Source organism: Curtobacterium sp. VKM Ac-2861, assembly GCF_013204965.1.
Taxonomy (GTDB): domain Bacteria; phylum Actinomycetota; class Actinomycetes; order Actinomycetales; family Microbacteriaceae; genus Curtobacterium.
In genome coordinates, this window is sequence record NZ_JABMLA010000005.1 from 332,742 (window position 1) to 358,251 (window position 25,510).

Below are 25,510 nucleotides of genomic sequence, written 5' to 3' on the forward strand. Positions count from 1 at the left end.
CATCGTGCTGTGGAGTCCAAGCCGGCATCTGTCCTCAAGGCGATCAGGGCCGAGATCATCGCCGGCACGCTCGCACGTGGCTCCCGGCTGAAGGAAGACGCCCTCGCCGAACGCTTCGGCGTCTCGCGGGTCCCCGTGCGCGAAGCACTCCGGCAGCTCGAGACCGAGGGGTTCGTCGAGTCCGAGAAGTTCAAGGGCGTCCGGGTCGCCGACTCCTCGACCGAGGTGGTCATCGAGCTCATGCAGATCCGCCGAGGACTCGAGGTCCTGGCCGCCGAGCTCGCCGCCCGTCGCCAGGGTGGCGAGTGCGCCGACCTGCTCCGTGCCGTCGGTCGCGAACAACGGTCCGACCAAGAGGTCGAGGCCGCGCAGTCACCGCGGTTCGCGTTCCACGGGCTGGTGGCACGAGCCTCGGGGAACAGCCGGCTCGAGACGATGATCGACCACCTCATCCACCAGACGGCGTGGGCGTTCGAGCGGGTCACGCAGGACGAGGTGGCATCGAGCAGCGATGACCACACCGCCGTCGCCGGCGCGATCCTGCGCGGCGCCTCGGTGCAGGCAGGGCTGCTGATGGACGAGCACCTGCGCCGCGACGAAGCGATCTACCGGGCCCTGAACCCGTAAGAACGTATACAAAACAGCCCGCGAGCTTGGCGTGGCCCCGTCTGGATGCTTGAATATCCAGGTGATTCAGGCAGCCGTAACGAACCGTCTCGTGTTCGAAACCAGCCCGAAACAGCTTTTCGTATACAAAAGAGTGACCGCACGGTGCATCCACCTCACTCTTCCCCCGCTGGAGTTACGAATGACTGCTGTAACCCGCTCCACCGCACCAACCCGAACCGCTTCCGCTGCCCGAACCGAAGGCGGCATCGGATCCGCCCTCGACTCGATCGGCTTCACCCGGGCCCAGTTCTGGGTCCTCATGCTCATCCTCGCCGGGGAGTTCTTCGACACGCTCGAGCAGAACTCCGTCGGCGCCATGGCCACCAACATCAAGGCCTCGCTCGCCATCGGCGACGTCCAGCTCTCCACGATCAACACCGCCACCGTCCTGGGTGGGCTGGTCGGCCGGTTCCTGGCCGGCTGGCTCGCCGACAAGTACGGTCGGCGGTTCTCACTCGGGCTCAACCTGCTCGTCTACACGCTCGGCGGCCTCCTCAGCGCCGTCTCCTTCAACTTCGACATGCTGCTCGTCAGCCGGTTCATCGTCGGGATCGGCGTCGGCGGCGAGTTCATGATCGGCATCGCGATGCTGTCCGAGATGGTGGCCACCAAGTACCGCGGCGGCCTCATCGCGACCATCAACGTCGGCGCCGGCGGCATCGGCAACTTCATCTCCTACGGCCTGTTCCTGCTGCTGCTCGGCCCGCTGGCCGCCCCGCTCGGTGGTGATGACCACGTCTGGCGCTGGACGTTCGTGATCCTCGCCATCCCCGCCCTGTTCGTCGTCCTGTACCGCCGCAAGCTGCCCGAGACGCCTCGCTGGCTGCTGTCGAAGGGCCGGGTCGACGAAGCGAACCGTTCGCTCGCGGTCCTCGCCTCGAACACGCTCACCCCGCCCGCCGACGCCGCTCCCCCGGTGCGCCTGACGCCGGCCGACCTGCCCCCGGTCGCTCTGCACTCGTCGCCCGCAGCGGTGTTCCACAAGCTGGTGCTCCGCCGGACGATCGCCATCGGCGTCGCCTCGTGGATGGCCTTCGGTGTGCAGGTCACGCTGAACTTCCTGATGCCGACCCTGCTCGTCGAGCGTGGCTACACCGTGTCGCAGAGCCTGCTCTACACGATGATCATGAACATCGGATCCCTCCTCGGGTGCACGGCAGCGGCGCTCCTCGCCAACCGCGTCGGACGACGGCCCCTCATCGCCGTCGCGGGCATCCTCGGCTGCCTCACCGCCCTGGCGTTCGCGGCCTTCGGCAACGACACCGCCGCGATCCTGGTGCTCGGCGCCCTGTTCCAGTTCTTCACGATGTTGACGAACACCACCCTCGCGGCGTGGACCGCCGAGGTCTACCCGACCGCGATCCGTGCCTCCGGCGCCTCGATCGTCAACGGCATCGGCAACATCGCCGGAGCGGTCATGCCGTTCGCCGCGATCGCGCTCTACGGCTCGTGGGCCTTCGCCGGCGTCTTCGGACTCGCCGCCGTCATGTACGCGGTCCTCGTGGTCGCGTCACGCTTCGCCCCGGAGACCCGCGGCCGGTCGCTCGAGGACGTCAACGAGAACGCCCTCACGACCACCACCGCCTGACCCACCTGACCACCCGCACCAACCGCACCACCCCGGTGGGCCGGACACCCCGGCCCACCACCCCACGATCGGAGAACACCATGGACACCCTGAAGATCTCGGCGACCGCGAACGGCCTCAACTACCTGCCCGAGTACGTCGCCGACGTGGGCGGTCTGTTCGCCGAGCGCGGCCTGTCCGTCACCGCGAAGGCCTGCGACCCGTGGACCGGCGTCCTCGACGACATCGACTCGCACGAGGCCGACCTCGCCCTCGGCGGTCTCTGGGTCCCCGCGATGTACGCCGGGACCCCGCGGAAGCTCTCCGTCGTGGGCCAGCTCAACCACGGGTTCCCGATGACCATCGTCGCCCGCGACGAGACGACCCCGATCACGCTGGACTGGCTCGCCGGCAAGGTCGTCCTGGCGCCCGGCGCCGGCGGCAGCGCCCCGTACGAGTTCACGGCCGGACTCGTCCGCGAGGCCGGGTTCGACGTCGCGGCGACCCGTTTCGTCCGCGACCTGTCGACCGCGATGCTCATCGAGCTGTACCAGGGCGGGCTCGGTGACGCGATCATCCTCGACCTCGTCTCCGCCCAGGAACTCGTCGCCGCCGGTGGGGGCACGATCGTCTTCCGGCACCTCGACGCCGGTGGCGTGATGCCGAACAGCGTCTACTACACGCGCACGGACCGCATCGACGAACTCGGCGACCGGGTCGACCGGTTCATGGACGGCATCGCCGCCGCGATGGCCAAGATCACCGCGGGCGACGCCGACACCGAGATCGCGGCCGTGCTCGCCGCCCGGTGGCCCGAGAAGGACGCCGCCCTGCTGCGACGGGCCGCCGACGAGATGGCTGCCGGGGGCGTCTGGGACTCCGCGGTCGTCGACCGCGAGGCCTCCGACCGCTGGATGCGCATCCTGTTCGACGGTGGCCTCACGACCCACACCCCGTCGCTCGAGGAGCTGCTCGGCGCCTCGACCGTCGTCACCGCGTCGTGACCGTCGTCCTCGGCGCCGCCGACGTCGCCGGTCTCATCGACGCCGTCGACGTCGTCGGGGCCGTGGAGGCCGTCCATGCCGACCTCGGGACCGGCGCGATGCAGCAGCCGGCTCCGGTCGCCCTGACCGGCGCCGACGACGCGCTCTTCCTGCCGATGGCCGTGCGCTCGGACCGGCTCGGGCTCGTCGCCGTCAAGCTGATGGCCGACATCCCCGACAACGGTGCGCGGGGGCTGCCGTCGCAGCGCTCCACGATCCTGGTGTCCTCGTCGGTCACCGGCGAGTGCGTCGCCGTGCTCGACGGCATGACGATCACCCGGGCACGGACCGCGGCGACCACCGTGGTCGCGACGAAGCACCTCGCCCGCTCGGGCAGCCGGACCCTCGGGATCCTCGGCGCGGGCAACCTCGCCGTCGAGCACGTCCGTGCCTTCGAGGCGACGCGACCGTTCGAGCGGATCGTCCTGTGGTCACGGTCGTCGGGGACGGTCACCCGGTTCCTCGAGGCCGTCGGACCGGACGTGGCCCGGCGGTGCGTGGTCGCGCCGGAGGTCCGTCGCGTGGTCGAGGAGGCCGACGTGCTCTGCACCCTGACGCCCTCGGTCGACCCGATCGTCCGCGGCGCCTGGTTGCACGCCGGCCAGCACGTGAACGCGGTCGGGGCCCGTCCCCGCCCGACGCACCGGGAGCTCGACGGTGCGGCGATGGCACGCGGCACACTCTTCGTCGACAGCCGGGCCACCGCCTGGACGAAGTCGGGTGACCTGCTCGAGGCCGTGGTCGAGGGGGCGGTCCCGCATGACCTCCACCCGGCGGAACTCGGCGAGGTCGTCGCCGGACGCGCACCCGGCCGGACCGGGGACGACGAGATCACCGTGTTCGACTCGGTCGGGCTCGGCGCGCAGGACCTCGCCGTCGCCGCCCGGCTGATCGATCTCGCACACGAGCGGGGCGTCGGGACGCAGGTCTCCGTCGCCCGGGTCGGGGTGCCGGTTCCCGGCGTGTGACCAGGGTCGAGCGGCAGGGTGCTCCCATGCGCCGTGCTCTCCCCCTGGTCGTCGGCGGCACCGTCGCCGTACTCGTCCTCGCCGGGTGCTCCGGTGGCGGCTCCGGTGGACCGACCGCGTCGGCCACGTCGTCCGCACCGTCCACGAGCACACCGACGAGCACCCCTGCGACGAGGACGCCGCCGCCGCCGAGGACGGACGCCGCGACCACCGCCACGGTCCGCCGAGCACTCGCAGGCCTCGAACGCGAGTACGACGCGACGGTCGGCGTCGTCGCGACCGACACCGTCACGGGTGAGACGGTCGCCTACAACGGCGACCGACGCTTCGGCTACGCCTCGACCATCAAGGCGTTCGCCGCGGCACAGTTCCTGCGCTCGGTACCCGCGGACGCCCGGAACGAGGTCGTGCGCTGGACGGCCGCGGACGTCGCCGCTGCCGGGTACTCCCCCGTGACGGAACAGCACGTGGCCGACGGGCTGTCGTACGAGCAGCTGGCCGAGGCAGCCGTCCGGATGAGCGACAACACGGCCTTGAACCTCGTGCTCACGCGCATCGGCGGTCCGAGCGGCCTGGACGCCGCGTTGACCGAGCTCGGCGACACCACCACCGAGGTGGTCCACGGCGAGCCGGACCTCAACACCATCGAGCCGGGCAGCACCGAGGACACCACGACCCCGGCGGCGTTCACCGCAGCCCTGGCGACCGTGCTCGACGGCAGCACCCTGGACCGCGCCGACACCGCGCTGCTGGTCGACTGGATGGGCGGCAACGCGACCGGCGACGCACTCATCCGGGCCGGCGCACCCGACGGCTGGGTCGTGGTCGACAAGTCCGGGGGCGCCGGACCGATCCGGAACGACGTGGCGCGGGTGACCCCGCCCGGCGGCGACCCGCTCGTGCTCTCGGTCCTGACCACGCGGAACGACCCCGACGCCGCCTACGACGACGCCCTGGTGGCACGGTCGGCATCGGCGGTGCTCGGCGCGTTCGACCGCTGATCGACCGCTGATCGACCGGGGCGGCGATCGCCGTTCTGCACCGCGTCACACGGCGTCATGAACGACACCTGTCGGGGACCCCGGGACACTACGCTCGCTCCATGTCCTCCTCCGGATCCCCCGTGGTCGTCGTCGGCGCCGGCATCATCGGACTGAGCGCCGCGTGGCACCTCGTCGGGCTCGGGCAGCGGGTCCTGCTCCTCGACAGCGGGACGGTCGCCGGGGGCACGACCACGGCGGGTGCCGGGTTCGTCGGCCAGTGGGCAGCCGGGTACGCCTGGTACTGGAACGAGTCCGAACGCGACGTCGAGCAGTACGGCATCGACTTCTACCGCGACCTCGCCGGCGCCGGCCACGGCCCGACCGGGTACCGGCAGAACGGCAACGTCTGGCTGACCGTCACCGAGCAGGGCCAGGCCGACCACCTGCCGCCGTTCGAGCAGCACCCGCTCCGGCCGGCCGGGGCGCGGACGCTCACCCCGGCCGAGGCGGCCGACCTCGTGCCCGGGCTCGACCCGACCGCGGTCACCGCGGGCTTCCTCCATCCGGACGGCATCCAGATCAGTGCGCCGGACACGGCCGCAGCGCTGGTGCACGCGGTCCGTGCGCGGGGCGTCGAGATCCGCGAGCACACGCCGGTCGCCGGTCTGGAGGGCCGTGGGGGCTCCGTCACGGGCGTCCGGACCGCGAACGGCGAGGTCATCGACGCCGCGAAGGTCGTGCTCGCCGCCGGCAGCTGGACGAACGCCCTCCTCGCCCCCTTCGGGCGCGAGCTGCCGACGGTCCGGGTCATCGCCAGCCGGCTCGTGACGACACCGTTCGGTCTGCCGGGCACCCTGCCGACCCTGATGCTGCCGGAGCTGCACGGCCTGTGGATCCGTGAGCACCGCGGCGGCCTGACGTACGGTGCCGGGCCCGGGTACGAGCCGCTGCACGTCGGCGGTGCGGACCGGAGCGACGAACCCGACCGCCGACCGGTTCGCACGGACCTGCTCGACGCCATGCGGACGTACCTGCACCCGATCGTCGCCCGGCTGCTCCCCGCCGCCGCGAGCGCGCTCGGGGTCGACGAGACCCCCACGCAGGGCATCGTCTCGATGACCGCCGACCGGAACTTCATCGTCGGCGCGATCCCCGAGCTGGACGGACTCGTGGTGGCCGGTGGCGACAACGAGTCCGGCGTCACGCACGGCCCGGGTCTCGGGCGGATCGCGGCGGAACTGAGCGTCACGGGCACGACCACCCTCGGCGACGCGAGCCGCTACGCCCCGGCACGGTTCCCGGCGGCGGCCCCGACCGAGGCCGAGGTGGTGGCGATGATGCCAGCGCGGCGCGAGGCCGACGCCCGACGAGCCGGAGCCGTGGCATGAGCGACGTGCTGAGCGACCGGGCCCCGACGCACGTCGTGATCGGCGGCGGGGTCGTCGGCGCCGCCACCGCATACGCCCTCACACTCCGCGGCGAGCGCGTCCTGCTCGTCGAGCAGCACGAACGCGGGCACCACAACGGCTCGTCCCACGGCGCGACCCGGATCTTCCGGCAGGGCTACGCCGACCCCGAGTACGTCGCCCTGACCTCCCGCGCGCTGGCGCTGTGGGAAGCGCTCGAGGGCGCTGCGGACGAGGAGCTCATCGTCCGCACCGGGGCCGTCGACCACGGCCGCGCCGAGGTCGTCGACGCCATCGCCGCCGCACTGACGGACGCCGGCATCCCGCACGAGACCCTCAGCCCGGACGCCGCGGCCGCACGCTGGCCGGGGATCGCGTTCGAGGGGCACGTGCTCGCACACGCCACGGCCGGTCGCATCCGGTCCGACCGCGCCATCGAGGTGTTCCTCACCCTGGCGGAACGGACGGGGCTCGCCGAGCTGCGCTTCGACACGGGGGTGACGGGGCTCGACGACCACGGCGACGACGTGACCGTGACGCTGTCCGACGGGTCCACCCACCGCAGCTCGTCCGTGGTGGCGGCCGTGGGGTCGTGGGCACCCGCGCTGGTCGGCGACCTGCTCGCCGGACGCGGGGCGGGCCTCCCGGCCATCCGCGTCACCCAGGAGCAGCCCGCGCACTTCCCCAGCCGTCTGCCGGACCAGGCGTGGCCGAGCTTCGTGCACTGGGCGGCCGACGACGACGTGTACGGCCTGCTCACCCCGGGCGAGGGCGTCAAGGTCGGGTTCCACGGCACCGGCCCCGTCGTCGATCCGGACCACCGCGACTTCACGCCCGTGCCGGCCGAGGCCGAGCGGCTGCAGGCCTACGTCGCGCGGTACGTGCCCGGTGTCGACGCGACGAAGCCGACCTTCATCAGCTGCCTGTACGACAGCTCCCCCGACGAGGACTTCGTGATCGACCGACGTGGTCCCGTCACCGTCGCGACCGGGTTCTCCGGCCACGGCTTCAAGTTCGCACCGCTGCTCGGCGACATGATCGCCGACCTCGCGACCGGCGGGGCCGCACATCCCCGTTTCTCCCTCTCGAAACCATCCCACTCAGGAACCCCGTGACGACCCGACTCCTCTCCGCGCTCGCGCTCTCCGCTGCCGTCGCCGCCGTGCTCACCGGCTGCGCCTCGACCGGGGCGTCCACCGACGTCTCCGACGGCCTGGTGATCGGGACGACCGATCCCGTCACGTCCCTCGACCCGGCCGGCGCCTGGGACCGCGGCAGCTACACGGTGCAGACGCAGCTGTACCAGCACCTGCTCACCTACCCGGCCGGCAAGACCACGACGAGTCCCGAGGTCGCCGAGTCGTGCGACTTCACCGACGGCACCCACTACGTGTGCCGGATCCGCGACGGGCTCACGTTCTCGAACGGTGACGCCCTGACGGCGAAGGACGTCGTGTTCTCGTTCGAGCGCCAGGTCGGCATCGGCTCCGAGAACGGTCCGGGGTCGCTGCTCGCCAACATGGCGTCCGTGGCGGCCGACGGCGACGAGGTCACGTTCACCCTGAAGCAGGCGAACGACCAGACGTTCCCGTACGTCCTGGCGAGCATGGCCGGGGCGATCGTCGACAGCAGTGTGTTCTCGGGGACGAAGGTCCACGCGGACGACGGGGTCGTCGGGTCCGGTCCGTACGCGCTGCAGCAGTCCGCCGACGGCGGGGCGACCATCGCGTTGACGGCGAACAAGGAGTACGACGGCACCGCGCCGGAGTCGTCGAGCGTGACGATCAAGCAGTACACGAAGTCCGCCGACCTCAAGCTCGCGGTGCAGGAGGGCGACGCCGATGTGGCGTACCGCCAGCTCACGCCGACCGAGGTCACCTCGTTGTCCGAGGACGACGGCCTGCAGCGGGTCCAGGGCTCGTCGGGCGAGGTCCGGTTCCTCGGCTTCAACCTCGACACGATGCCCGGTGACGACACCGCGCAGAAGACCGCGATCCGCCAGGCCGTCGCCGCGACCGTCGACCGCGCGGCGATCGCGAAGGACGTCTACCAGGGCACCTACGCTCCGGCGTACTCGATCGTGCCGTCCGACTTCACCGGCGCGACCGATGCGTTCCAGACGGAGTACGACGGCGCCGACCCCGCGGCCATCCTCGAGAAGGCCGGCGTGCGCACGCCCGTCACGCTGCCGATCGAGTACACGACCGACCACTACGGCTCCGGGTCGGACGACGAGTACGCACTGATCAAGCAGCAGCTCGAGGACACCGGCCTGTTCACGGTCGACCTGCAGTCGGCGAGCTGGGACACCTACGTCGGGAACGTCGGCAAGGGCGAGTACCCGGTCTTCCAGCTCGGGTTCTTCCAGGACTACCCCGACGCCTCCTCGTACCTGACGCCGGCCTACGGTTCCGAGGACGTCAACCTGCTCGCAAACCACTTCGACGACCGGGCCGTGCAGCAACTGGTCGCCGCGCAGGCGGTCGAGGCCGACGCGACCGAGCGGACGAAGCAGATCGAGGAGATCCAGCAGGACACCGCCGAGTCCGTGCCGCTCATCCCGTTGCTCGCCGGGCAGGAGAACGTCATCGGGCAGAAGTCGCTCACCGGGCTGACGAAGTCGGTCGACGCCTCTGGTGAGTTCCGCATCTGGGAGATCGGGCGCTCGTGAGCACCGGCGACGCAGCGCTGCGCGACGCGGTCCGCGCCGGGATGCCCGCGGGGCTCGACGAGCTCGCGGCGCTCGTCGCCATCCCGTCGGTCCACGACCCGGCCGTGCAGTCGCTCGACGACTGCCGCCGCGTCGCCGAGCGCGTGCGGGGTGCGTTCGACGGCCTCGGCCTGACCTCGCGCCTCGTCACGACGTCGGACGGCTCGCAGGCGGTCCTCGCGACCCACCCCGCGCCGCCCGGCACTCCGACGGTCCTGCTCTACGCCCACCACGACGTCCAGCCCGCGGGCGACCTCGCAGCGTGGACGAGCGACCCGTGGACCCTGACCGAGCGCCAGGGTCGCCTGTACGGTCGCGGCGCTGCTGACTGCAAGGGCGGGGTCGTCACCCACCTCGTGGCGCTGCGGGCCTTGCTCGACGTGCACGGATCGTTCCCGGTCGGACTCGTCGTGGTCGTCGAGGGGTCCGAGGAGCAGGGCACCGACGGTCTCGAGCAGTACGTGTCCGCCCACGCAGCGGACTTCGCCGACGTCGACACAGCCGTCGTGATGGACGCCGGCAACGCCGCCGTCGGGGTCCCCGCGCTCGTGACCACCCTGCGCGGCACGGCGTTCGTCGAGCTGCGCGTCCGTGCGCTGCACGGCAACGTGCACTCGGGGATGTTCGGTGGTGCCGCACCCGATGCCGTCGCGACCCTGGTGGCCCTGCTCGCCACGCTGCGCGACGACGCCGGGGACACCACCGTCGACGGGCTCGAGGCCTCGCAGACCTGGGACGGCCTGCCCTACGACGCCGACCGGTTCGCCGCCGACGCCGGGCTGCTCGACGGCGCGGTGCCGATCGGGTCCGGGGACCCGGCATCCCAGGTCTGGGCACGGCCGGCGCTGACCGTCGTCGGCATCGATGCGCCGGCGGTCGCCGGATCGTCGCCGTCCGTACAGGCGACCGCCGGTGCCGCGCTGAACCTCCGAGTCTCGCCGGGTGCCGACCCCGCTGCCGCTGGCGAACTACTCGTGGCGCACCTGCTGCGGCGAGCGCCCGCCGGGGTCGAGGTCACCGCGCGGGTCACGGGCACGGGCGACGGGTTCCGGGCGACGGCGGGGCAGTACTCGTCGGCGTTCCGGAGCGCATTGGCGTCGTCGTACCGGGTGTCGTCGGTGGGCTCCCTCGGCGGCGGCGGATCGATCCCGCTCTGCGCGACACTCGAGCGGGCGATCCCGGGGGTCGAGGTCATCCTGGCCGGGGTGTCCGAGCCGGCTGCGAACGTGCACGCGCCGGACGAGAGCGTCGATCCGTCCGAGATCGAGCACATGGCCCTGGCCGAGGCGACCTTCCTCGCAGGGCTCGGAGCGGCCGGAAGCTGACCCGCCGGGCGCCTGGGCCAGGCGCTGGCGCCGTCACACGACGCCAGCGCTCGGGCGTCAGGCGGCGGCAGGTGCCGATGGCTTCCGCCGCGTCCGAACCTGCAGCACTCCCGTCAGCAGCAGCACGACCAGGCCGATCGCGAGCACCACGAGCCCGCCGAGGAACCCGATCACCACGAGCAGCAGGGTCTCGGTGGTCATCCCACCGTCCGCGCCGTCGTCTGCCGCCGCCGTGACGGTCCCGGCTCCGGAGTCGGCCGACTGGGCAACCGCTCCGACGCCGTCGGTCACCGAGAACGGCACCGCGACGACCGTTCCCTGGTCACCGACGAGCACGACGTGGTGGTCGCCGACCTCCAGGCCCGTGGTGTCGACCGTGGCGGTGGCCGTGGCGTCCTCGACGGTGAAGTCGTCGCCCTGCACCGGTTCGGAGTAGGTCCACACGCTCCCGCCCTCGTCGTCGCCCGTCCACGGCAGGCGGAGCTCGAGCTGATCACCGGCGGTGACCTCGTCGCGGATCCCGGCGTCGGCGGCCGCGACGGTCGTGATGTCGCCGGCGTCGATCTTGCGTTCCAGCTCGTCGGAGTCCGCGGCGGGGGCCGTGGGTGGCTCGGCGGCCGAGGGGGCCTTCGCGCTGTTCCGGGGCTGGGCGGCGGTGTTCCGCGGCGCAGCGGTCGGCGCGGCCGTCGGCGCCGTGTCCGAGGCGTTCGTGATGGTCGGTGCTGTGGCGGCCGGCGGCAGCTGCACGACGGGCGGCTGGATCACCGTGCCGCCGTTGCCGCCGGTACCACCACCCGTGGTCGGACCGGTCGGCAGGGTGCCGGGGACCGTCTGTCCGGCGAAGTACACCGGCGTGAAGGTCTCGAGCGCGGCGTCGGCGGCGCCGTGCGCACCGATGGTCAGGACCCCGCACTGCACGGCCCCGGACAGGCAGTCGACACGCTTCGTCGACTGGGCGGTGAAGGTGGAGCGCGCGATGACGCCGCCCTGCGTGAAGCCGGCGTTCTTGGTGCCGCTGAACTTCGCGGTCGCTGCGGCGCCGGTGCCGGTGTTGTCGGGCCAGGCGACGAAGCCCTGGCCGTCCTGCCCGGTGCCGCCGGACCCGGGGACGTAGTCGTAGCCCGCACCGGCGGCTCCCCCGGCGCTCGGGTGCTTCGTGACGTACCCGAACAGCACGTACAGCCCGGAGCCGTTGGTGTTCTTCGTGAAGCCGGTGCCCGTCACGGTGAGCTTCGTGCCCGCCGCGGCGGTCGAGAGGCCGGTGGCCGGCCGCACGTTCGTCGAGGCACCCCGGGCGTTCTCCGCCCCGGTGATCGACCCGTCCGCACCGACCACGGTCGACCCGCCGCCGGTGCCGCCGCCGCCCGTTCCCCCGCCGCCGTTCCCGCCGCCCGGGTTCGTCGGCGCCTGCACGGTGACGCGCAGGGTCGCGGTGTCCGAGGCGACCCGACCGACGACGGTCGCACCGAGGACGTTCGTGGCGACCGCGCGGTACCGGTCGCCGTCCAGCCCCTCGGTGGCCGTGATGCGGAGTGTGCTGGTCGTCGCGCCGGCGACCGAGGGGCCGTCCTGCAGGTCGGCCCAACCGGACGGGGTGTGCTGCTGCCACTGCACGGTGGGCGTCGGGGTCCCGGTCGTGGTGACCGCGAAGGACACCTGCTGCGGCGTGGCAGGGGTCGTGCTGCCGTCGGTTCCGGTGGTCGCGCCGGTCAGCGTCACGGCGACGTCGGCCGGCTGCGCCGTGATGGTCGGGGTGGTCACGACCGTGAACGTGCGGAGCCCCTGGTCGGCGGCGTCGGTCGCGGCGTTCACGACGCCGACCACCGCGCGGCCGTCGGCGGCGACCACGATCGGGTCGCCGGTGTAGGTGGTGCCGGGCTGGTACTCGGCACCGAGCGTGGGCGCGGTGCTGCCGTCGATCGCGTAGGCGCGGACGACGTTGCCGGTGTCGGTGCTGCCGGCGGCCGACACCCAGAGGCGCTTCGCGGACTCGTCGACGGCCAGGTACGCGGCACCGCCGACCCGGTCGATCGAGGTCGTCACGGCCGGGGTCCCGCGCAACGAGACGGCTCGGAGCGTGGCGTCGCCGTCGTTGCTCCACCACGCCCGGCCTCGGGAGTCGACGACGGTCCCGCCGGTGGCCCCGGACGTCGCGGTGGCGCCGATCGACACGTCGGCGACCAAGGCTCCGGTGTCGAGGGCGACGACGCGGGCGAGGGCGGCGGCCTGGTCGAAGACGACGGCGCGCTTGCCGGTCCAGTCGACGCCGACCGACGAGATCGTCCCGGTGACCGAGCCGATCAGGGTTGCCGTGCGGGTGACGGCGCGGACGGTCCCGCCAGCGGGGCTGGTGCCGACCTCGGTCACCGCACCCGACCCGGATCGGGCTCCCGCACCGACCGCGGCCACCCGCAGCAGCCCCGCGGATCCGCCGTTCGCGGCCGGGGCGACCTGCGCGACGATCGAGCCGTCGGCGGGGTCGATCGTGAACGCCTTCGCGGCGGGCACCGCGACGGACGGCTTCACGTGCACGACGTCCCGGTAGGCGGCGTCCGTGCCGCGCACGACGACGACCCAGCCCTGGACGTTCGCGCCGGTGCCGCCGAACTCCGCGGCGGGCAACGACGCGGTCGCGACGATGTTCCCGGTGAACGGGTCGACGCTCGGCTTCGAGGTCGCGACACCGGGGTCGATCGGCCCGGCGACGCGCTTGCCGTCGTCGTCCACGACCAAGTAACTCGCCTTGGCGGTTCCGGCAGCCGGTACCTGCACGACGTTCAGGGCGCGCGCGGCGTCCCGCACCACCGTGGTGACCCGGCCGATCGTGCTGTCACCGACCGTGGTCTGCACGCCGGTGCTCACGAGTCCCTGGACGCCGGGGTCGCTGAACCCCTGGTCACCGTCGGCGCCGCCTTCACCGTCCGTGCCCTCGGCGGCCCAGTCGCCCGTCACGGCGACCGAGAGCGGGTCCAGCGCGGTGCCCGCGGCGTAGAACTGGGTCGGGTTGCCGCCGCCGGTGACGTCGGCTGCGAAGGCCGCTGCACCCGCCGCGGTGATCGTGGTGGGCAGACCGGTCCACGAGTACGCCCCGTCGGTGACCGATCGGGTGCCCTTGGTGACGTCGATCGTCGCGAACGCGATGCGCTTCGTCCCCGGGTCGGACGTCGTGGCACCGGTCGTCGGGTCCACCAGCCGCACGTCGACCCCGGCGGTCAGGGTGCCGGTGGTCGGCGTGAGCTCGATCGCAGGGTCGCGCAGCGAGATGACGAACGTGTGCGCCCGGTAGTCGAACACCGCGGCGCCGGAACCCGTGACGGTGAGCTTCCGCGTGCCGGGGTCGTAGCTGCCGCCCGACGCGGCGAACCGGAACGTGCCGTCGGCGTTCTTCGACGCACCGCCGGACACCGACTGCCCTGCGGCCGGCACGTAGTTCCGGAACGACTGCTTGAACCCCCAGTCGAGCGTGCCGCCCGTGACGGACGTGCTCGGACCCGAGGCCGCGGTGGCGGCGGTCGCCGCGGTGGGCACGGTGCCGGCGACGGCCGCGGTCAGGCCGATGATCGCGGCGACGGTGGCGCTGAGCGCGCGGAGGCGACGGGCCGGTCTGGTCTGGGTGTGCATCGGTTCCTCGGGTCGGGTGGTGCGCGTGTGGGGAGGCGGTGCCCCGGGCGGACCCGGGGCACCGCGTGGGTCACCAGGTGACGGGGACCTGGACCTCGTCGAGGTCGACCGGGTCGTTCGCGACGCCGTGCGCCGAGAACGTCTGGACGAAGCACTCGTACTGCCCGAGGGCAGCGTTGGCGGTCGCGGTCTTCGTGGCGTCGTAGTCGCAGCTGACGGTCGCGGCCGCGTCGCCGGTGTGGTGCGGGTCCGCGGTGTAGGACTTCGCGACGTCGATCGTCGTGGTGAAGCCGCCGCCGGCCGTGAACGCGCTCTTCGACACCCACTGGGCGGAGCCGAACCAGCCGGAGTTGGTGGCGTAGTCCGCCTGCTTGGGCCCGTAGACGACGTAGACGCCGAAGCCGCGCCCCTGCGCGTCCCCGTCGAAGCCGCTGCCGGTGACCGTGACGCTGCCGTCCGAGACGCCGTGGAGCGCCCCCGGGCCGTCGGTGACGACCGAGGCCGGACCGCTGACGGACAGGCTGGCGCCGTAGTCGTTCGTGACCGCGGTGGCCGCGGACGCGCTGACCGCGGGCAGGACGGCGATCCCGACCGCGGCGACCCCTGCCGCCAGCGTGATCCCGAACGAGCGTGCGATTCGTGTCATGTTCGTGTTTCCCTCTCGATGTGGGCGCCCCCTGTGAGCACCCGGGTCCGGTGGTCCTACGGCGCGACGTCGGTCGCGGTGCGTCGTGCGGTGCGGCGGGAGTGCACGATCGCGAAGACGACGAGCGCCGCGACGGCCACGACGAGCGCGGACAGGCCGCCGAGGACGATCCGCAGCACGCCCGGGTCGATCCCGCCCGAGGAGCCATCGGCAGCCGCGGCCGACGAGGGAGTCGCCCCGGTCGGCGTGGTAGGGGTCGCCGACGCGGTCGGCTCCGCGGTGGCGCTCGGCTTCGTCGTCGACCGCGCGGACGGCTTCGTGGCCGCGCGGGTGTCGGCGCTCGCCTCGGACGTCGGCTCGGCGGACGGACGGGAGGCACTGCCCGCGTCCGTCGTGTCGGCCGGCGCCTGCCCGGTGGTCGCCCTGGTGCCGCCACCGGCCAGCGTGCCGCCGCTGCCGTACAGGTTCTGCACGGAGACGGGCGTGAACGACTCGTTGTTCGCGTTCGCGACGCCGTGCGCACCGATCGTGATGATCCCGCACTGCACGACCGTGCAGTCGACGGTCTTCGCGGCACCGTTCCGGTCGAGCGCCTGGAACGTCGAACCGGGGACCTTGAGGGTCGCGGACCAGGTGCCCGTGGCGGAGTCGACCGTGCCGCCGTTCGCCGCCGACGCGGTGGTGCTGCCCTCGAAGGCCACGAAGTCGAGGTACCCGGTGGGGTTCGACTCGTCGTCGGGCACGTAGCTGTAGTCCGCGCCCGTCGCCCCGCCCTTGCTCGGCTGCCAGGTGCCGTTCACGGTGCCGAACGCCACGTAGATGCCGCCGTACCCGTTCTTGACGCCCTGGAACCCGGAACCGCGCAGGCGCAGCGTCGTCAGGTACGTCGAGTCGACCTGGTTCGTGACCTCGGGGTGCCCCTCGATCGCGACGCTGACACGGCCGGCTGCCGCTGCGGGGGCGACGCCCACCAGGGCGGCTCCCCCGGCACTGAGCGCGACGAGCAGTCCGGCGAGCGCGAGCCGCAGCGGGCGGGTGCGGGTGGTCACGAGGAGGCCTCCTGGAGGGTTCGGGACGGCACGACGACGGGCGTGCCGGTGTTCGGGTCGGGCACGACGGTGACCGGGTGTCGGTAGACGGTGCCGATGCGGTCGGCGGTCAGGACGTCGGTGGGGGTGCCATCGGCGACGATCCGGCCGCCGGCGAGCATGGCGACGCGGTCGGCGTACGCCCCGGCGAGGCTCAGGTCGTGGAGCACCACGACGACGGCGCCGCCGGCCCGGGCGTGTGCGCGGGCGACGGCCAGCACGGCCTCCTGGTGCCGCAGGTCGAGGGCGGCGGTCGGTTCGTCGAGCAGGAGCACCGGGGTCGACTGCGCCAGGACCCGGGCGAACGAGGCCCGGGCTCGCTCCCCGCCCGACAACGAGGGGAACGCCTGGTCGATCCGGTCGGCGAGTTCGACCTGGTCGAGCACCCGCGCGACCACGGTGTCGTCGTCGACCGCTCGCGGGGTTCCCCGCCACGGAGCACGGCCCATCCGGACGACCTCACCGACCCGGAACCCGAAGGCCACCGCGGTGTCCTGCTCGAGCACGGCACGCCGACGAGCGGTCGCGAGCGGTGCTTCGCCGCCGGTGCGCACGCCGTCGATCGCGACCGTGCCGCTGTGGGCGAGGTCACCGGCGATCGCCCGGAGCAGGGTCGACTTGCCGGCACCGTTCGGACCGACGAGCGCCAGGACCTCGCCCGCGCGCACGGTCAGGTCGACGTCGGCGAGCAGCGGTCGTCCGTCGACGACGACGCCGATCCCGGAGACGACCACGGCGCCGACAGCACTCGTCTCGTTCATGCCCAGCCTCCCGACCGTCGGCGGGCACGGCGCAGGAGCCAGAAGAAGAAGGGTCCGCCGACGAGCGAGGTCAGCATGCCGATCGGCAGGTCCGCGTACGGCACCAGGGTGCGCGCGAGCAGGTCGGCGATCGTCAGGAGCAGGGCGCCGCCGAGCGTCGAGACGAGCAGCAGCGGGCCGTGCGCCGGGCCGATGACCATCCGCATCAGGTGCGGGACGACGAGCCCGACGAACGCGATGATGCCGGCGAACGCGACCGCTGCGCCGACGAGCAGGGCGACCACGACGATCGCGACGACCCGGACGGCCTCGACCCGCACCCCGACGTGCCGCGCGGCCCGGTCGCCGAGGGCGAGCAGGTCGAGCGAGCGCGTCAGCACGACGGCGCCGACGAGGCCCGCACCGATGACGGGGGAGATCGCTGCGGCCTGGTCCCACATCGAGCCGTTCAGGGACCCGAGCTGCCAGAACACGATCTGCTCGCGCGCCTGCTGGTCGCCGAGGAACGTCAGGAAGGCGAGCCCCGCGCCGGTGAACGCGTTCACGGCGATGCCGGTGAGCAGGAGCGTGACGACCTCGGTCCGGCCGCCGGCACGGGACAGCCCGTAGACGAGCAGCGTCGCGACCAGCCCAGCAGCGAAGGCCATCAGCGGCGTCGTCCAGTACCCGGCGAACTGCAGCCCGAACACGATCGAGGCGCAGGCCCCGAACGCCGCGCCGCCGGACACCCCGACGACGCCGGGGTCGGCCAGGGGGTTCGCGAACACGGCCTGCATGAGCACACCGGCTGCGGCGAGCGCGGCACCGATCAGCAGCGCCATCACCACGCGCGGGAACCGGATCGTCCACAGCGCCTGGGTGACGAGGTCGTCGGCGGGACCGTCCACGGGCAGCCCGAGCGACCGGCCCACGGTCCGGAGTACCTCGGCGGGCGAGATCCCGAGCTGCCCGACGCTCGCCGACACCAGCGTCGCGACGACGAGCGCCACCACGAGCCCGATGGTGAGGAGCGCGATGCGGCCGGCCCGCGACCTGGACGTGACCGCCGGTGCGGCGGGGACGTGCGTGGCGGGCGCGATCCGTTCCTCCCGGACGGTCACGAGGCGTCGGCCGGACCGTAGATCGCCGCGGCCAACGCGGCCACGATCTCGGGCGTGCGCGGCCCGAAGCTCATCACCGTCGTGTCCGCCATGTCCACGATGCGGCGGTGCTCGCCCGCGGGCGTCTTCGCGATCGCGGGGACCCGCTGGAGCAGTCCGTCGACGCCGTCGACGGACTCGAGGCCCTTGGTCATCATGATGACCAGGTCCGGCTGCATCGCGACGAGCGCCTCGGCGTTGACGGGGCGCATGCCCGTCCAGTCCTGTTCCGTCGCGACGTCCCGCCCGCCGACGGCGTCGATGAGCGAGTCGGCGCCGGATTCGCTGCCGAACAGGTAGTAGATCCCGGCGTTCCCCCGCACGTACAGGAACACCATCTTCAGCTTGTCGGCGCGAGCCGACGGCGCGATCCGGGCCACCTGCGCGGCGACGGCCTGCTCCTGCGCGTGCACCTCGGCGGCCAGGCGGTCGCCGGTCGCCGGGACGCCGAGCGCGGTCGCGACCTGCTCGATGATCGCGTCGGTGTTCGTGGTGTCCCGGTGCGGGTCCAGGACGACGACGGGGACGCCGGCCTTCCGGATCTGCAGGACGACGTCCCACGGTCCGAGTGAGGTGTCGGTCAGCAGCACGGTCGGGCTGAGCGCGAGGATCGCCTCGGCGGAGAGCTCGTGGCCGTTCTGGGTGACGAGCGGCAGGTCCTCGGTGCCGGAGAAGCCGGTCGAGACGTCCCGTCCGACCAGGTGGTCGCCCAGGCCGAGGCCGTACACGGTGGACGACAGCGTGCCGGAGATATCGAGCGCGAGGATCCGGTCCGCGCTCGTGACGGTCACCTCGGTGTCCTGGTTGTCGGTGACGGTGACGGGCAGCTCGGGCTCGTCCACCGTGCTCGCCGTCGGCGGCAGGTCCGTCGCCAGGGTCGCGGTGCGCTCGCCGGTCACGTCCTTCGCGTCGGTCACCGGGGCGATTGCCTGGAGGCTCGCGGCCGGGTCCGTCGCGCTCGTCTCGCGACCCGCCGCCTGCGTCGCACCCGCGGTGCCGGTGCCGCCGCCGGTGCAGCCGGTCGCCACGGCGAGGACGACGAGGGCGGACGCTGCGGCCGTGAGGGCGCGACGGAGTGACGACATGGAGATGATCCCGAGTGCTGGTTCGTGAAGTTAGGTGAGCCTCACCTAACCGTTAACTTAGGTGAGCCTTGCCTACCTTGTCCAGCACGTGTCGCCGTCTCCCCGCTACGGTGGTCCCGTGCGCATCGTGGTGGCTCCGGACTCGTTCAAGGGCACCGCGACCGCGGCGTCCGTCGCCCAGGCGGTCCGCGACGGCTGGCTGACCGAACGCCCCGACGACGACGTGGTGCTCGTGCCGATGGCCGACGGCGGCGAGGGCACCCTCGATGCCTTCGCGACCGCCGTCCCCGGTGCGGTCCGGGTCCCCGTCACCGTGACCGGGCCCGCCGGCACCCCCGTCGAGACGTGGTGGCTCACGCTGCCCGACGGCCGTGCGGTGGTGGAGCTCGCGGCGACGAGCGGTCTGCCGCTGCTCGACGAACTCCTGCCGGACACCGCGACGAGCCGGGGGTTCGGCGAGGCGATCGCCGCCGCGCTCGACGCCGGCGCCACGGGGCTCGTGCTCGGCATCGGCGGCAGCGCCTCGACCGACGGCGGTCGGCCCGTGCTCGAGGCGCTCGGCTACGACGGTGACCGCGGCACGCTGCGTGCCCTGCCACCGCTCGGCGTCACCGTCCTGACCGACGTGACCTCTCCCCTGCTCGGCCCGACCGGCGCCGCCGCGGTCTTCGGACCCCAGAAGGGGATCGAGCCCTCGCGGGTCGCATTCTTCGACGAGCTGCTGGCCGCCTGGGCCGCCCGCTTCCCTTCGGTGGACCCCGCGAGCCCCGGCGCCGGCGCCGCGGGTGGCGTCGGCTTCGGCCTGCTCGTCTGGGGTGCGACCCTGGCCCGCGGCGCGGACGGCGTCGCCGACGTGCTCGGGCTGGCCGACCGACTCACCGGCGCCGACGTCGTGATCAGCGGCGAGGGCCGGTACGACGGGCAGTCCGCCGCCGGCAAGGTCCCCTCGGTGGTGCGGTCACTCACGGCGACGCACGCCCCCGGCGCCCGGTCGATGCTCGTCGCCGGCGCGATCGAGGCCTCGCTCGACGACTACGCCGCCGCTGCCTCGCTCACCGTCCTCGCCACGCAGACCACCGGGGAACCGGACGACGCCCTGGCCGACCCGCTGCGCTTCGCCACGATCGCGGGCCAGCGCCTCGCACGGCTGGCGTGACCACTCCGATTCCCGCACTGGGGAGCCCCATTGGAACCTCCCACGCTGTGGCGCGCTCCATCAGACTGGGTGCGGGCCGGAACCGGCCCGCAACGCACCCCCACGAGGAGATCATTGCGCACCGTCAACGCGTACGCGGCACCGTCAGCGACCGAGCCGCTCGTCAAGACCACCATCACCCGTCGTGACGTCGGAGCGAACGACGTCGAGATCGACATCGCCTACGCCGGCATCTGCCACTCGGACATCCACACCGTCCGCGGTGAGTGGGGCCAGATCCAGTACCCGCAGGTCGTCGGCCACGAGATCGTCGGCCATGTCTCCGCCGTCGGCGAGAACGTCACCAAGCACAAGGTCGGCGACCGCGTCGGCGTCGGTTGCATGGTCAACTCCTGCGGCGAGTGCGAGAACTGCGTCGCCGGCGAGGAGCAGTACTGCCTCAAGGGCAACATCGGCACGTACACGAGCGTCGACCCGGCCGACGGCTCGATCACCCAGGGCGGCTACTCGCAGGCGATCGTCGTGAACGAGGACTTCGTCCTCCGCGTCCCTGAGTCGCTCGACATCGAGAAGGTCGCGCCGCTGCTCTGCGCCGGCATCACCACCTACTCGCCGCTGCACCACTGGAAGGCCGGCCCCGGCACGAAGGTCGCCGTCATCGGCATGGGTGGCCTCGGCCACATGGCCGTCAAGATCGCCGTCGCCCTCGGCGCCGAGGTCACCGTCCTGTCGCAGACCACGTCGAAGGAAGCCGACTCGCTCCGCTACGGCGCGAAGGCCCACTACGCGACGAAGGACCCGGAGACGTTCGAGAAGCTCGCGAACTCCTTCGAGCTCATCATCAACACCGTGTCGGCGAAGATCCCGATGGGCTCGTACCTCGGCCTGCTCAAGGTCGACGGCACGCTCGTCAACGTCGGCGCTCCGTCCGAGCCGCTCGAGGTCCCGGCGTTCGCCCTGATCCCGCGCCGGCTCAGCTGGGCCGGGTCCGCCATCGGCGGCATCCGCGAGACCCAGGAGATGCTGGACTTCTGCGCCGAGCACGACATCCTGCCGGAGACCGAGCTCATCAGCGCCGACCAGATCAACGAGGCCTACGAGCGCGTCCTGTCCTCGGACGTCCGCTACCGCTTCGTGATCGACGCGGCCACGCTGGCGTAGTCGGCACCACTTGCGAGACGGGAGGCCCGTTGCCAGCCGGCAACGGGCCTCCCGTCTGTCCGCCTGTCCGTCGGGCCGTCAGCCGACCTCGTCGCCGGACGGCAGCGCGCCGCACCAGTCGACGGAACCCGCGTCGATGCTCGCCTCGAGCGCACCGGAGGTCGCGTCGACGATGCTCACCAGCTCGTCGGTCGCCGACTTCGTCGCAACCGCGACGAACTGACCGTTCGGAGACGGGCAGACCGCCGTGACGCTCGCGTCGTCGGGGATGGTCACCGGCAGCCGGGAGGCCCGCCCACCGTCCACGCGCACGATCCGTGCCGAGACGGTCCCGTCCGACCGCACGTCCCCCAGCACGCGCAGGTACGTGTCGTCCGTCAGCGGGGCGATCCTGCCGAGCACCGCCGCGTCGGTGCTCGCGGCCGGCGCCCGCAGCGCCGTCTTCGCGCCGTCGGTCAGGTCGAGGCGCTCGATGCCCGTGCCGGTCTCGACGACGGCCGTGGTGCCCGAGCCGACGAAGCCATGCAGGTACCTGGCGCTGCCGAGCCGGACGGGGTCGGCGCGGCCGCTCATGTCGACGAGCACCAGGTCGTCGCTTCCCGTCCGCACCAGGGCGCTCTCGGTCCGGGGCACGTAGGCCCACTGCCCGACCGTCATCGGCACGGCGCCCGTCTGCGGCTTCCCGTCCTCGGCGATCGCGGTGGGCAGGTGCGTGCCCGTCATGTCGACCACGTACAGACCGGTGTTCCGCGACTGCCCGGTGGACGTGTCGGCGTACTCGAACCCGAACGAGGCCGCGTCGTCGGCGACGTGCAGCGCGGTGACCCGACCCTGCGAGGACGGCAGGGTGAGGTGCTCGACGGGGGCGTCCGGGTCCTGCACCCCGCCGGACAGCGCGACCACGTCGACCGAGGAGCTCGCGTCGCTGCCGCTGACCACCACCAGGGACCGTCCGAGCCGGGCGTACTCCGAGATGTCCGTGCCCTGGTACACCGTCGTCGCACCGCCGGCGTCGAGGGAGCGGCGCACGATGCGGTCCTTCGCACCGTCGGCTCCCGGCACGAGGGCGAGGACGTCGGTACTGCCGGTGCGGATCGCGGCGGTCAGGTCCGCGGTGGCACGCTGCCCCGGAGCCCGGACGTTCGCGACCGTCACCGTGTAGTCGCGGTCGTAGGCCAGGGGTCCGGCGAACTCGACCGCGATCGTGTTGCCGCTCGAGGTCACGGTGTGCGCGGCCGCGGGGCTGACCCGGACGTCGGCGGCGGACACCTGCTGCAGCGCCTGGTTCGCCGTCAGGATCACCCGCTGCGCCGGGCGCGACACCAGACCGGTGGCGTCGTACGACACGTCGCGCAGGCGCGGCCCCTGCTGCGACCCGACGACGGCGGCGAGCGCGGCGACGACCGCCAGGACGAGCACGACGGCGAGGTACCGGCGGTGGAACCGGCGCGTGACCGGGCGGCGGTCGGTGCGCTCAGTACTCGTGCCCGTCTCAGTACTCGTGCCCGTCTCAGTACTCATACGGGTCCTTCGGCTGCGCGATCTCGGTGACCTTCGCGGCCTTGATGACGATGCGGGCGTCGGCGGACTGGTCCGGGTTCGCCGCGAGTGCGCCGGTCACCGTGACCCACTGCCCCTCGTCGGGCTCCGCCTCGGTACGGTCGCCGCCCTCGGTCACCACGCCGAGGCCGACTGGCTGGGCGTCCACGGCGCAGCAGCTGATCACGAACCGGGTCAGGGTGAACGAGCCGTCCTGGCCGGGCACGACGAAGCCGGACAGCCGTACCTGCTTGCCGACCAGGGCCGTGGTGTCGGTGGTCTGCCGGATCAGCGCCGCCCAGTCCTTGACGCCGTACTCCGAGGTGTCGACGCCCTCGCTGCCGAGCAGGGAGACCGCCGCCTCGGAGCCCGTCGCGTTCGACAGGGTCGCCGAGTCCACGCTCCGCTGCTGCGCGGTGCGGGCGGACAGCGTCGTCGGGGGCAGGACCAGCATCGACACGGTGACCCCGACCGTGACGATCGCGGCCGCTCCGCCGAGGGCAAGGCGGACGGCGCGACCACGGCCGGGCCCGCGCCGCCCGTGGTCGTGGTCCTGGTCCGGCTCGTGCTCGTGCTCGTGCTCGTCCGCGTCGTCACCGTGCGTGTGGCCGTGGCCGCGTGCGATGACCACCAGGCCCGCGATCGAGGCGGGTACCGCGACGGCGGCGAGCACGATCGTGAACACCGAGTACCGCGGGTTGATGTACAGGTCGAGGTGGCCCACCAGTGCGAGCCAGAGCGTGCACAGGGCGACCGCCAGCACGGACCCGAGCCCGAGGTAGGCCGGAGCGTTGCTGCTGCGTGCGTCAGACGAGGACATTCATCACCAATCCCACGGCGCCGGCGAACAGGACGCACACGACGGCGAGCAGCACCAGGAACCGGACCCGGAACGTCGTGCGGAGCAGGGCGATCATCTTGACGTCGATGATCGGCCCGATGATCAGGAAGGCCGTGATCGACCCGGGCAGGAACGTCGAGGCGAACGACAGTGCGAAGAACGCGTCGACGTTCGAGCAGAGCGACACCGTCATCGCGAGCAGCATCATCGCCGCGACGGACAGCACCGGGTTCGAGCCGATCGCGACGAGCGTGGAGCGGGGCACGGCGACCTGGATCGCCGCAGCCAGGCCGGCGCCGACGAACAGGGCCGGCATCATGGTTGCGGTCTCGCCGCCGAACTGCGCGGCGCTCTCCCGCCAGCGGTTCCGGCTCCGTGGTGCGCCGATCGCAGCGCGGCAGCGGGCCTCGAACGCGGGCAGCAGCAGGTCGGCCGGGCGGCGGTGCGCGGCGACGATCCAGCCGACCAGGTTCGCGATCACGAAGCCGCCGACGATCCGGACCGGCAGGATCCAGCCGGACCAGCCGAACGCCTGCGCGGTGCTGATGATCACGAGCGGGTTGAGGATGGGGGCGGCGACCAGGAACGTGACGGCCTCGGCAGGGGTGAACCCGCGCATCATCAGGCCGCGGGCGAGCGGCACGTTCCCGCACTCGCACACCGGGAACAGCATGCCGATCAGCGAGATCACGGCGCGGCGGCCGAAGGCGTTCTGCGGCAGGACCTTCTCGAGCGCGCCGACGGGCACCCACACCTCGACGACGATCGACAGCACGATGCCGAGCACCACGAACGGCAGCGACTCGACCACCACGCTGATCGCCAGCGTCAGGAAGTCCTGCACGACGTCCGGCAGGCCGGCGATCCCGATGCTCGGGGACAGCAGCCGGATCCCCAGGAGCACGACGACGGCGAGCAGCACGAGGCCCGGGCCCGTCAGGGAACGGGAGCGGGAGCGCTGCTGCGGCGGCGTGGTCGTCGTCACCCGGAAAGGATAGGCGACGCGTGCTGCGTGGCGGTCCGCGCGCGGCCGCCTGCGCACCGTGCGAGTTCGTTCACCCCGTGCAGGGTTGCTCGCTCGGTGCAGGCCTGGAGCGCCGCACGGAGCCACCAACAACGCACGGGTTCGCGAACCCAGCACCGTGCCGCAGTCAGACCCGGGCGATGCCCGCCACGTGCCGGTCGAGCGTGTCGATCGCCCACGAGGCGTCACCCCCGGGATCGACCCGCACGATGTGCATCGCGAGCCCGTCCACCAGGGCGTGCAGCCGCCGGGTCTCGTAGGGCACGTCGGCGTCCGGCACCCCGAGTGCCCCCAGGATCCGCCCGCACCACTCCCGCATCTCGTCGACGACCCGGTCGTGGAACGGCCGCAGCTCGGTGTCGGTCAGCGCCGCCGTGCCGAGGCCCAGGTAGACGTCGAGCTCGATGCGTCGCTCCTCGTCGAGGGGCAGGAGCTCGAGCAGGACCGCGTGCGCGTACGCCGTGCCCCGCAGGTCCGCGGGCACGGCGTCGATCCGGGCCGCGGTCGCGTCGAACACGAGCTCGAGCGCGTGCGACCGGACGCTCGCCTGGGTCGGGAAGGTGTAGCGGACGGTGCTCGGCGGCAGTCCGGCCTCCGCCGCGACGTTCCGGACGCTGAGCGCCCCGAGTCCGTCGCGGGCGAGCACCCGGCACGCCGCTTCGGACACGGTGCGGCGCCGCTGCTCGACGTCCATGCTCCTGGCCACGACGCCATACTCGCACAGTCGTACGAACTCGTGCTACCGTCGGGGTCGTTGTCGCACAGTCGTGCGACTATG

General features: G+C 72.7%; 21 protein-coding genes. 11 read left to right on the forward strand and 10 right to left on the reverse strand.

Annotated elements, in window-relative coordinates; translation table 11 throughout:
• Positions 1 to 9 precede the first annotated feature (9 nt).
• The 9 genes from HQQ88_RS20230 (at position 10) to HQQ88_RS14700 (ending at position 10,671) form a co-directional block, all read left to right on the forward strand.
• Positions 10 to 627: a GntR family transcriptional regulator gene (locus HQQ88_RS20230; protein ID WP_123293481.1), complete on the forward strand. Its 618-nt coding sequence runs from the start codon at positions 10 to 12 to the stop codon at positions 625 to 627.
• 181 nt (positions 628 to 808) lie between these two features.
• Positions 809 to 2,257 carry an MFS transporter gene (locus HQQ88_RS14665; protein ID WP_254067120.1) on the forward strand — a complete coding sequence of 483 codons (1,449 nt, stop codon included), beginning with the start codon at positions 809 to 811 and terminating at the stop codon, positions 2,255 to 2,257.
• 80 nt (positions 2,258 to 2,337) lie between these two features.
• Positions 2,338 to 3,240, forward strand: coding sequence for an ABC transporter substrate-binding protein (locus tag HQQ88_RS14670; protein ID WP_173169895.1), 903 nt, complete (start codon positions 2,338 to 2,340; stop codon positions 3,238 to 3,240).
• Positions 3,237 to 4,247: an ornithine cyclodeaminase family protein gene (locus HQQ88_RS14675; protein WP_173169897.1), complete on the forward strand. Its 1,011-nt coding sequence runs from the start codon at positions 3,237 to 3,239 to the stop codon at positions 4,245 to 4,247. Before HQQ88_RS14670 ends, HQQ88_RS14675 begins: the two co-directional genes overlap by 4 nt.
• A 26-nt stretch (positions 4,248 to 4,273) precedes the next feature.
• Positions 4,274 to 5,248, forward strand: a complete 975-nt coding sequence (bla, locus tag HQQ88_RS14680) for a class A beta-lactamase (RefSeq protein ID WP_173169899.1) — start codon at positions 4,274 to 4,276, stop codon at positions 5,246 to 5,248.
• A gap of 101 nt (positions 5,249 to 5,349) precedes the next feature.
• Positions 5,350 to 6,618, forward strand: coding sequence for an FAD-binding oxidoreductase (locus tag HQQ88_RS14685; RefSeq protein ID WP_173169901.1), 1,269 nt, complete (start codon positions 5,350 to 5,352; stop codon positions 6,616 to 6,618).
• On the forward strand, positions 6,615 to 7,751 hold the full coding sequence (locus tag HQQ88_RS14690; protein WP_254067121.1) for an FAD-dependent oxidoreductase: 1,137 nt from the start codon (positions 6,615 to 6,617) through the stop codon (positions 7,749 to 7,751). Before HQQ88_RS14685 ends, HQQ88_RS14690 begins: the two co-directional genes overlap by 4 nt.
• Positions 7,748 to 9,307: an ABC transporter substrate-binding protein gene (locus tag HQQ88_RS14695; RefSeq protein WP_173169903.1), complete on the forward strand. Its 1,560-nt coding sequence runs from the start codon at positions 7,748 to 7,750 to the stop codon at positions 9,305 to 9,307. Before HQQ88_RS14690 ends, HQQ88_RS14695 begins: the two co-directional genes overlap by 4 nt.
• The gene (locus HQQ88_RS14700) at positions 9,304 to 10,671 is read left to right on the forward strand and encodes a M20/M25/M40 family metallo-hydrolase (RefSeq protein WP_367917027.1); all 1,368 of its coding nucleotides are present in this window, start codon (positions 9,304 to 9,306) and stop codon (positions 10,669 to 10,671) included. The genes HQQ88_RS14695 and HQQ88_RS14700 overlap by 4 nt, the downstream gene beginning before the upstream one ends.
• A 57-nt stretch (positions 10,672 to 10,728) precedes the next feature.
• Here HQQ88_RS14700 and HQQ88_RS14705 read toward each other — a convergent pair whose 3' ends face one another.
• The 6 genes from HQQ88_RS14705 to HQQ88_RS14730 all read right to left on the reverse strand — a co-directional run bounded on the left by HQQ88_RS14705 (position 10,729) and on the right by HQQ88_RS14730 (position 19,011).
• On the reverse strand, positions 10,729 to 14,292 hold the full coding sequence (locus tag HQQ88_RS14705; protein ID WP_173169905.1) for an HtaA domain-containing protein: 3,564 nt from the start codon (positions 14,290 to 14,292) through the stop codon (positions 10,729 to 10,731).
• A 70-nt stretch (positions 14,293 to 14,362) separates the two neighbouring features.
• Complete coding sequence (locus tag HQQ88_RS14710) at positions 14,363 to 14,938, reverse strand: hypothetical protein (RefSeq protein WP_111085395.1); 576 nt, start codon at positions 14,936 to 14,938, stop codon at positions 14,363 to 14,365.
• Positions 14,939 to 14,994: 56 nt separating this feature from the next.
• The gene (locus HQQ88_RS14715) at positions 14,995 to 15,987 is read right to left on the reverse strand and encodes a hypothetical protein (RefSeq protein ID WP_173169907.1); all 993 of its coding nucleotides are present in this window, start codon (positions 15,985 to 15,987) and stop codon (positions 14,995 to 14,997) included.
• On the reverse strand, positions 15,984 to 16,787 hold the full coding sequence (locus HQQ88_RS14720) for a heme ABC transporter ATP-binding protein (protein ID WP_173169909.1): 804 nt from the start codon (positions 16,785 to 16,787) through the stop codon (positions 15,984 to 15,986). Before HQQ88_RS14720 ends, HQQ88_RS14715 begins: the two co-directional genes overlap by 4 nt.
• Entirely contained in the window at positions 16,784 to 17,803 is a 1,020-nt protein-coding gene (locus tag HQQ88_RS14725) for a FecCD family ABC transporter permease (RefSeq protein WP_367917031.1), read from the reverse strand. Before HQQ88_RS14725 ends, HQQ88_RS14720 begins: the two co-directional genes overlap by 4 nt.
• Before the next feature lie 80 nt (positions 17,804 to 17,883).
• Positions 17,884 to 19,011 (reverse strand): ABC transporter substrate-binding protein, encoded by a 1,128-nt coding sequence (locus HQQ88_RS14730; RefSeq protein WP_173169911.1) that lies wholly within the window; start codon positions 19,009 to 19,011, stop codon positions 17,884 to 17,886.
• A 118-nt stretch (positions 19,012 to 19,129) separates the two neighbouring features.
• On the opposite strand from HQQ88_RS14730, the gene HQQ88_RS14735 reads away from it, so the two are divergent.
• Positions 19,130 to 20,167: a glycerate kinase gene (locus HQQ88_RS14735; protein ID WP_173169913.1), complete on the forward strand. Its 1,038-nt coding sequence runs from the start codon at positions 19,130 to 19,132 to the stop codon at positions 20,165 to 20,167.
• Positions 20,168 to 20,281: 114 nt separating this feature from the next.
• The gene (locus HQQ88_RS14740) at positions 20,282 to 21,328 is read left to right on the forward strand and encodes an NAD(P)-dependent alcohol dehydrogenase (RefSeq protein WP_173169915.1); all 1,047 of its coding nucleotides are present in this window, start codon (positions 20,282 to 20,284) and stop codon (positions 21,326 to 21,328) included.
• 78 nt (positions 21,329 to 21,406) lie between these two features.
• On the opposite strand, the gene HQQ88_RS14745 is transcribed toward HQQ88_RS14740, so the two are convergent.
• From HQQ88_RS14745 to HQQ88_RS14760, 4 genes are all read right to left on the reverse strand, one after another.
• Positions 21,407 to 22,849, reverse strand: a complete 1,443-nt coding sequence (locus HQQ88_RS14745) for a hypothetical protein (protein WP_173169917.1) — start codon at positions 22,847 to 22,849, stop codon at positions 21,407 to 21,409.
• The gene (locus tag HQQ88_RS14750; protein WP_173169919.1) at positions 22,839 to 23,687 is read right to left on the reverse strand and encodes a TIGR03943 family protein; all 849 of its coding nucleotides are present in this window, start codon (positions 23,685 to 23,687) and stop codon (positions 22,839 to 22,841) included. The genes HQQ88_RS14745 and HQQ88_RS14750 overlap by 11 nt, the downstream gene beginning before the upstream one ends.
• Positions 23,674 to 24,693 (reverse strand): permease, encoded by a 1,020-nt coding sequence (locus HQQ88_RS14755; protein ID WP_173169921.1) that lies wholly within the window; start codon positions 24,691 to 24,693, stop codon positions 23,674 to 23,676. The genes HQQ88_RS14750 and HQQ88_RS14755 overlap by 14 nt, the downstream gene beginning before the upstream one ends.
• Before the next feature lie 166 nt (positions 24,694 to 24,859).
• Positions 24,860 to 25,438, reverse strand: coding sequence for a TetR/AcrR family transcriptional regulator (locus HQQ88_RS14760; RefSeq protein WP_367917028.1), 579 nt, complete (start codon positions 25,436 to 25,438; stop codon positions 24,860 to 24,862).
• Positions 25,439 to 25,510 lie beyond the last annotated feature (72 nt).

What these genes read in the sequence shown, in the direction of transcription:
- HQQ88_RS14710 (WP_111085395.1), bottom strand. Translation starts at nt 14,938, where the DNA reads ATGACACGAATCGCACGCTCGTTCGGGATCACGCTGGCGGCAGGGGTC.
- HQQ88_RS14730 (WP_173169911.1), bottom strand. Translation starts at nt 19,011, where the DNA reads ATGTCGTCACTCCGTCGCGCCCTCACGGCCGCAGCGTCCGCCCTCGTC.
- HQQ88_RS14745 (WP_173169917.1), bottom strand. Translation starts at nt 22,849, where the DNA reads ATGAGTACTGAGACGGGCACGAGTACTGAGACGGGCACGAGTACTGAG.
- HQQ88_RS14750 (WP_173169919.1), bottom strand. Translation starts at nt 23,687, where the DNA reads ATGTCCTCGTCTGACGCACGCAGCAGCAACGCTCCGGCCTACCTCGGG.
- HQQ88_RS14665 (WP_254067120.1), top strand. Translation starts at nt 809, where the DNA reads ATGACTGCTGTAACCCGCTCCACCGCACCAACCCGAACCGCTTCCGCT.
- HQQ88_RS14690 (WP_254067121.1), top strand. Translation starts at nt 6,615, where the DNA reads ATGAGCGACGTGCTGAGCGACCGGGCCCCGACGCACGTCGTGATCGGC.
- HQQ88_RS14720 (WP_173169909.1), bottom strand. Translation starts at nt 16,787, where the DNA reads ATGAACGAGACGAGTGCTGTCGGCGCCGTGGTCGTCTCCGGGATCGGC.
- HQQ88_RS14705 (WP_173169905.1), bottom strand. Translation starts at nt 14,292, where the DNA reads ATGCACACCCAGACCAGACCGGCCCGTCGCCTCCGCGCGCTCAGCGCC.
- HQQ88_RS14670 (WP_173169895.1), top strand. Translation starts at nt 2,338, where the DNA reads ATGGACACCCTGAAGATCTCGGCGACCGCGAACGGCCTCAACTACCTG.
- HQQ88_RS14685 (WP_173169901.1), top strand. Translation starts at nt 5,350, where the DNA reads ATGTCCTCCTCCGGATCCCCCGTGGTCGTCGTCGGCGCCGGCATCATC.
- bla (WP_173169899.1), top strand. Translation starts at nt 4,274, where the DNA reads ATGCGCCGTGCTCTCCCCCTGGTCGTCGGCGGCACCGTCGCCGTACTC.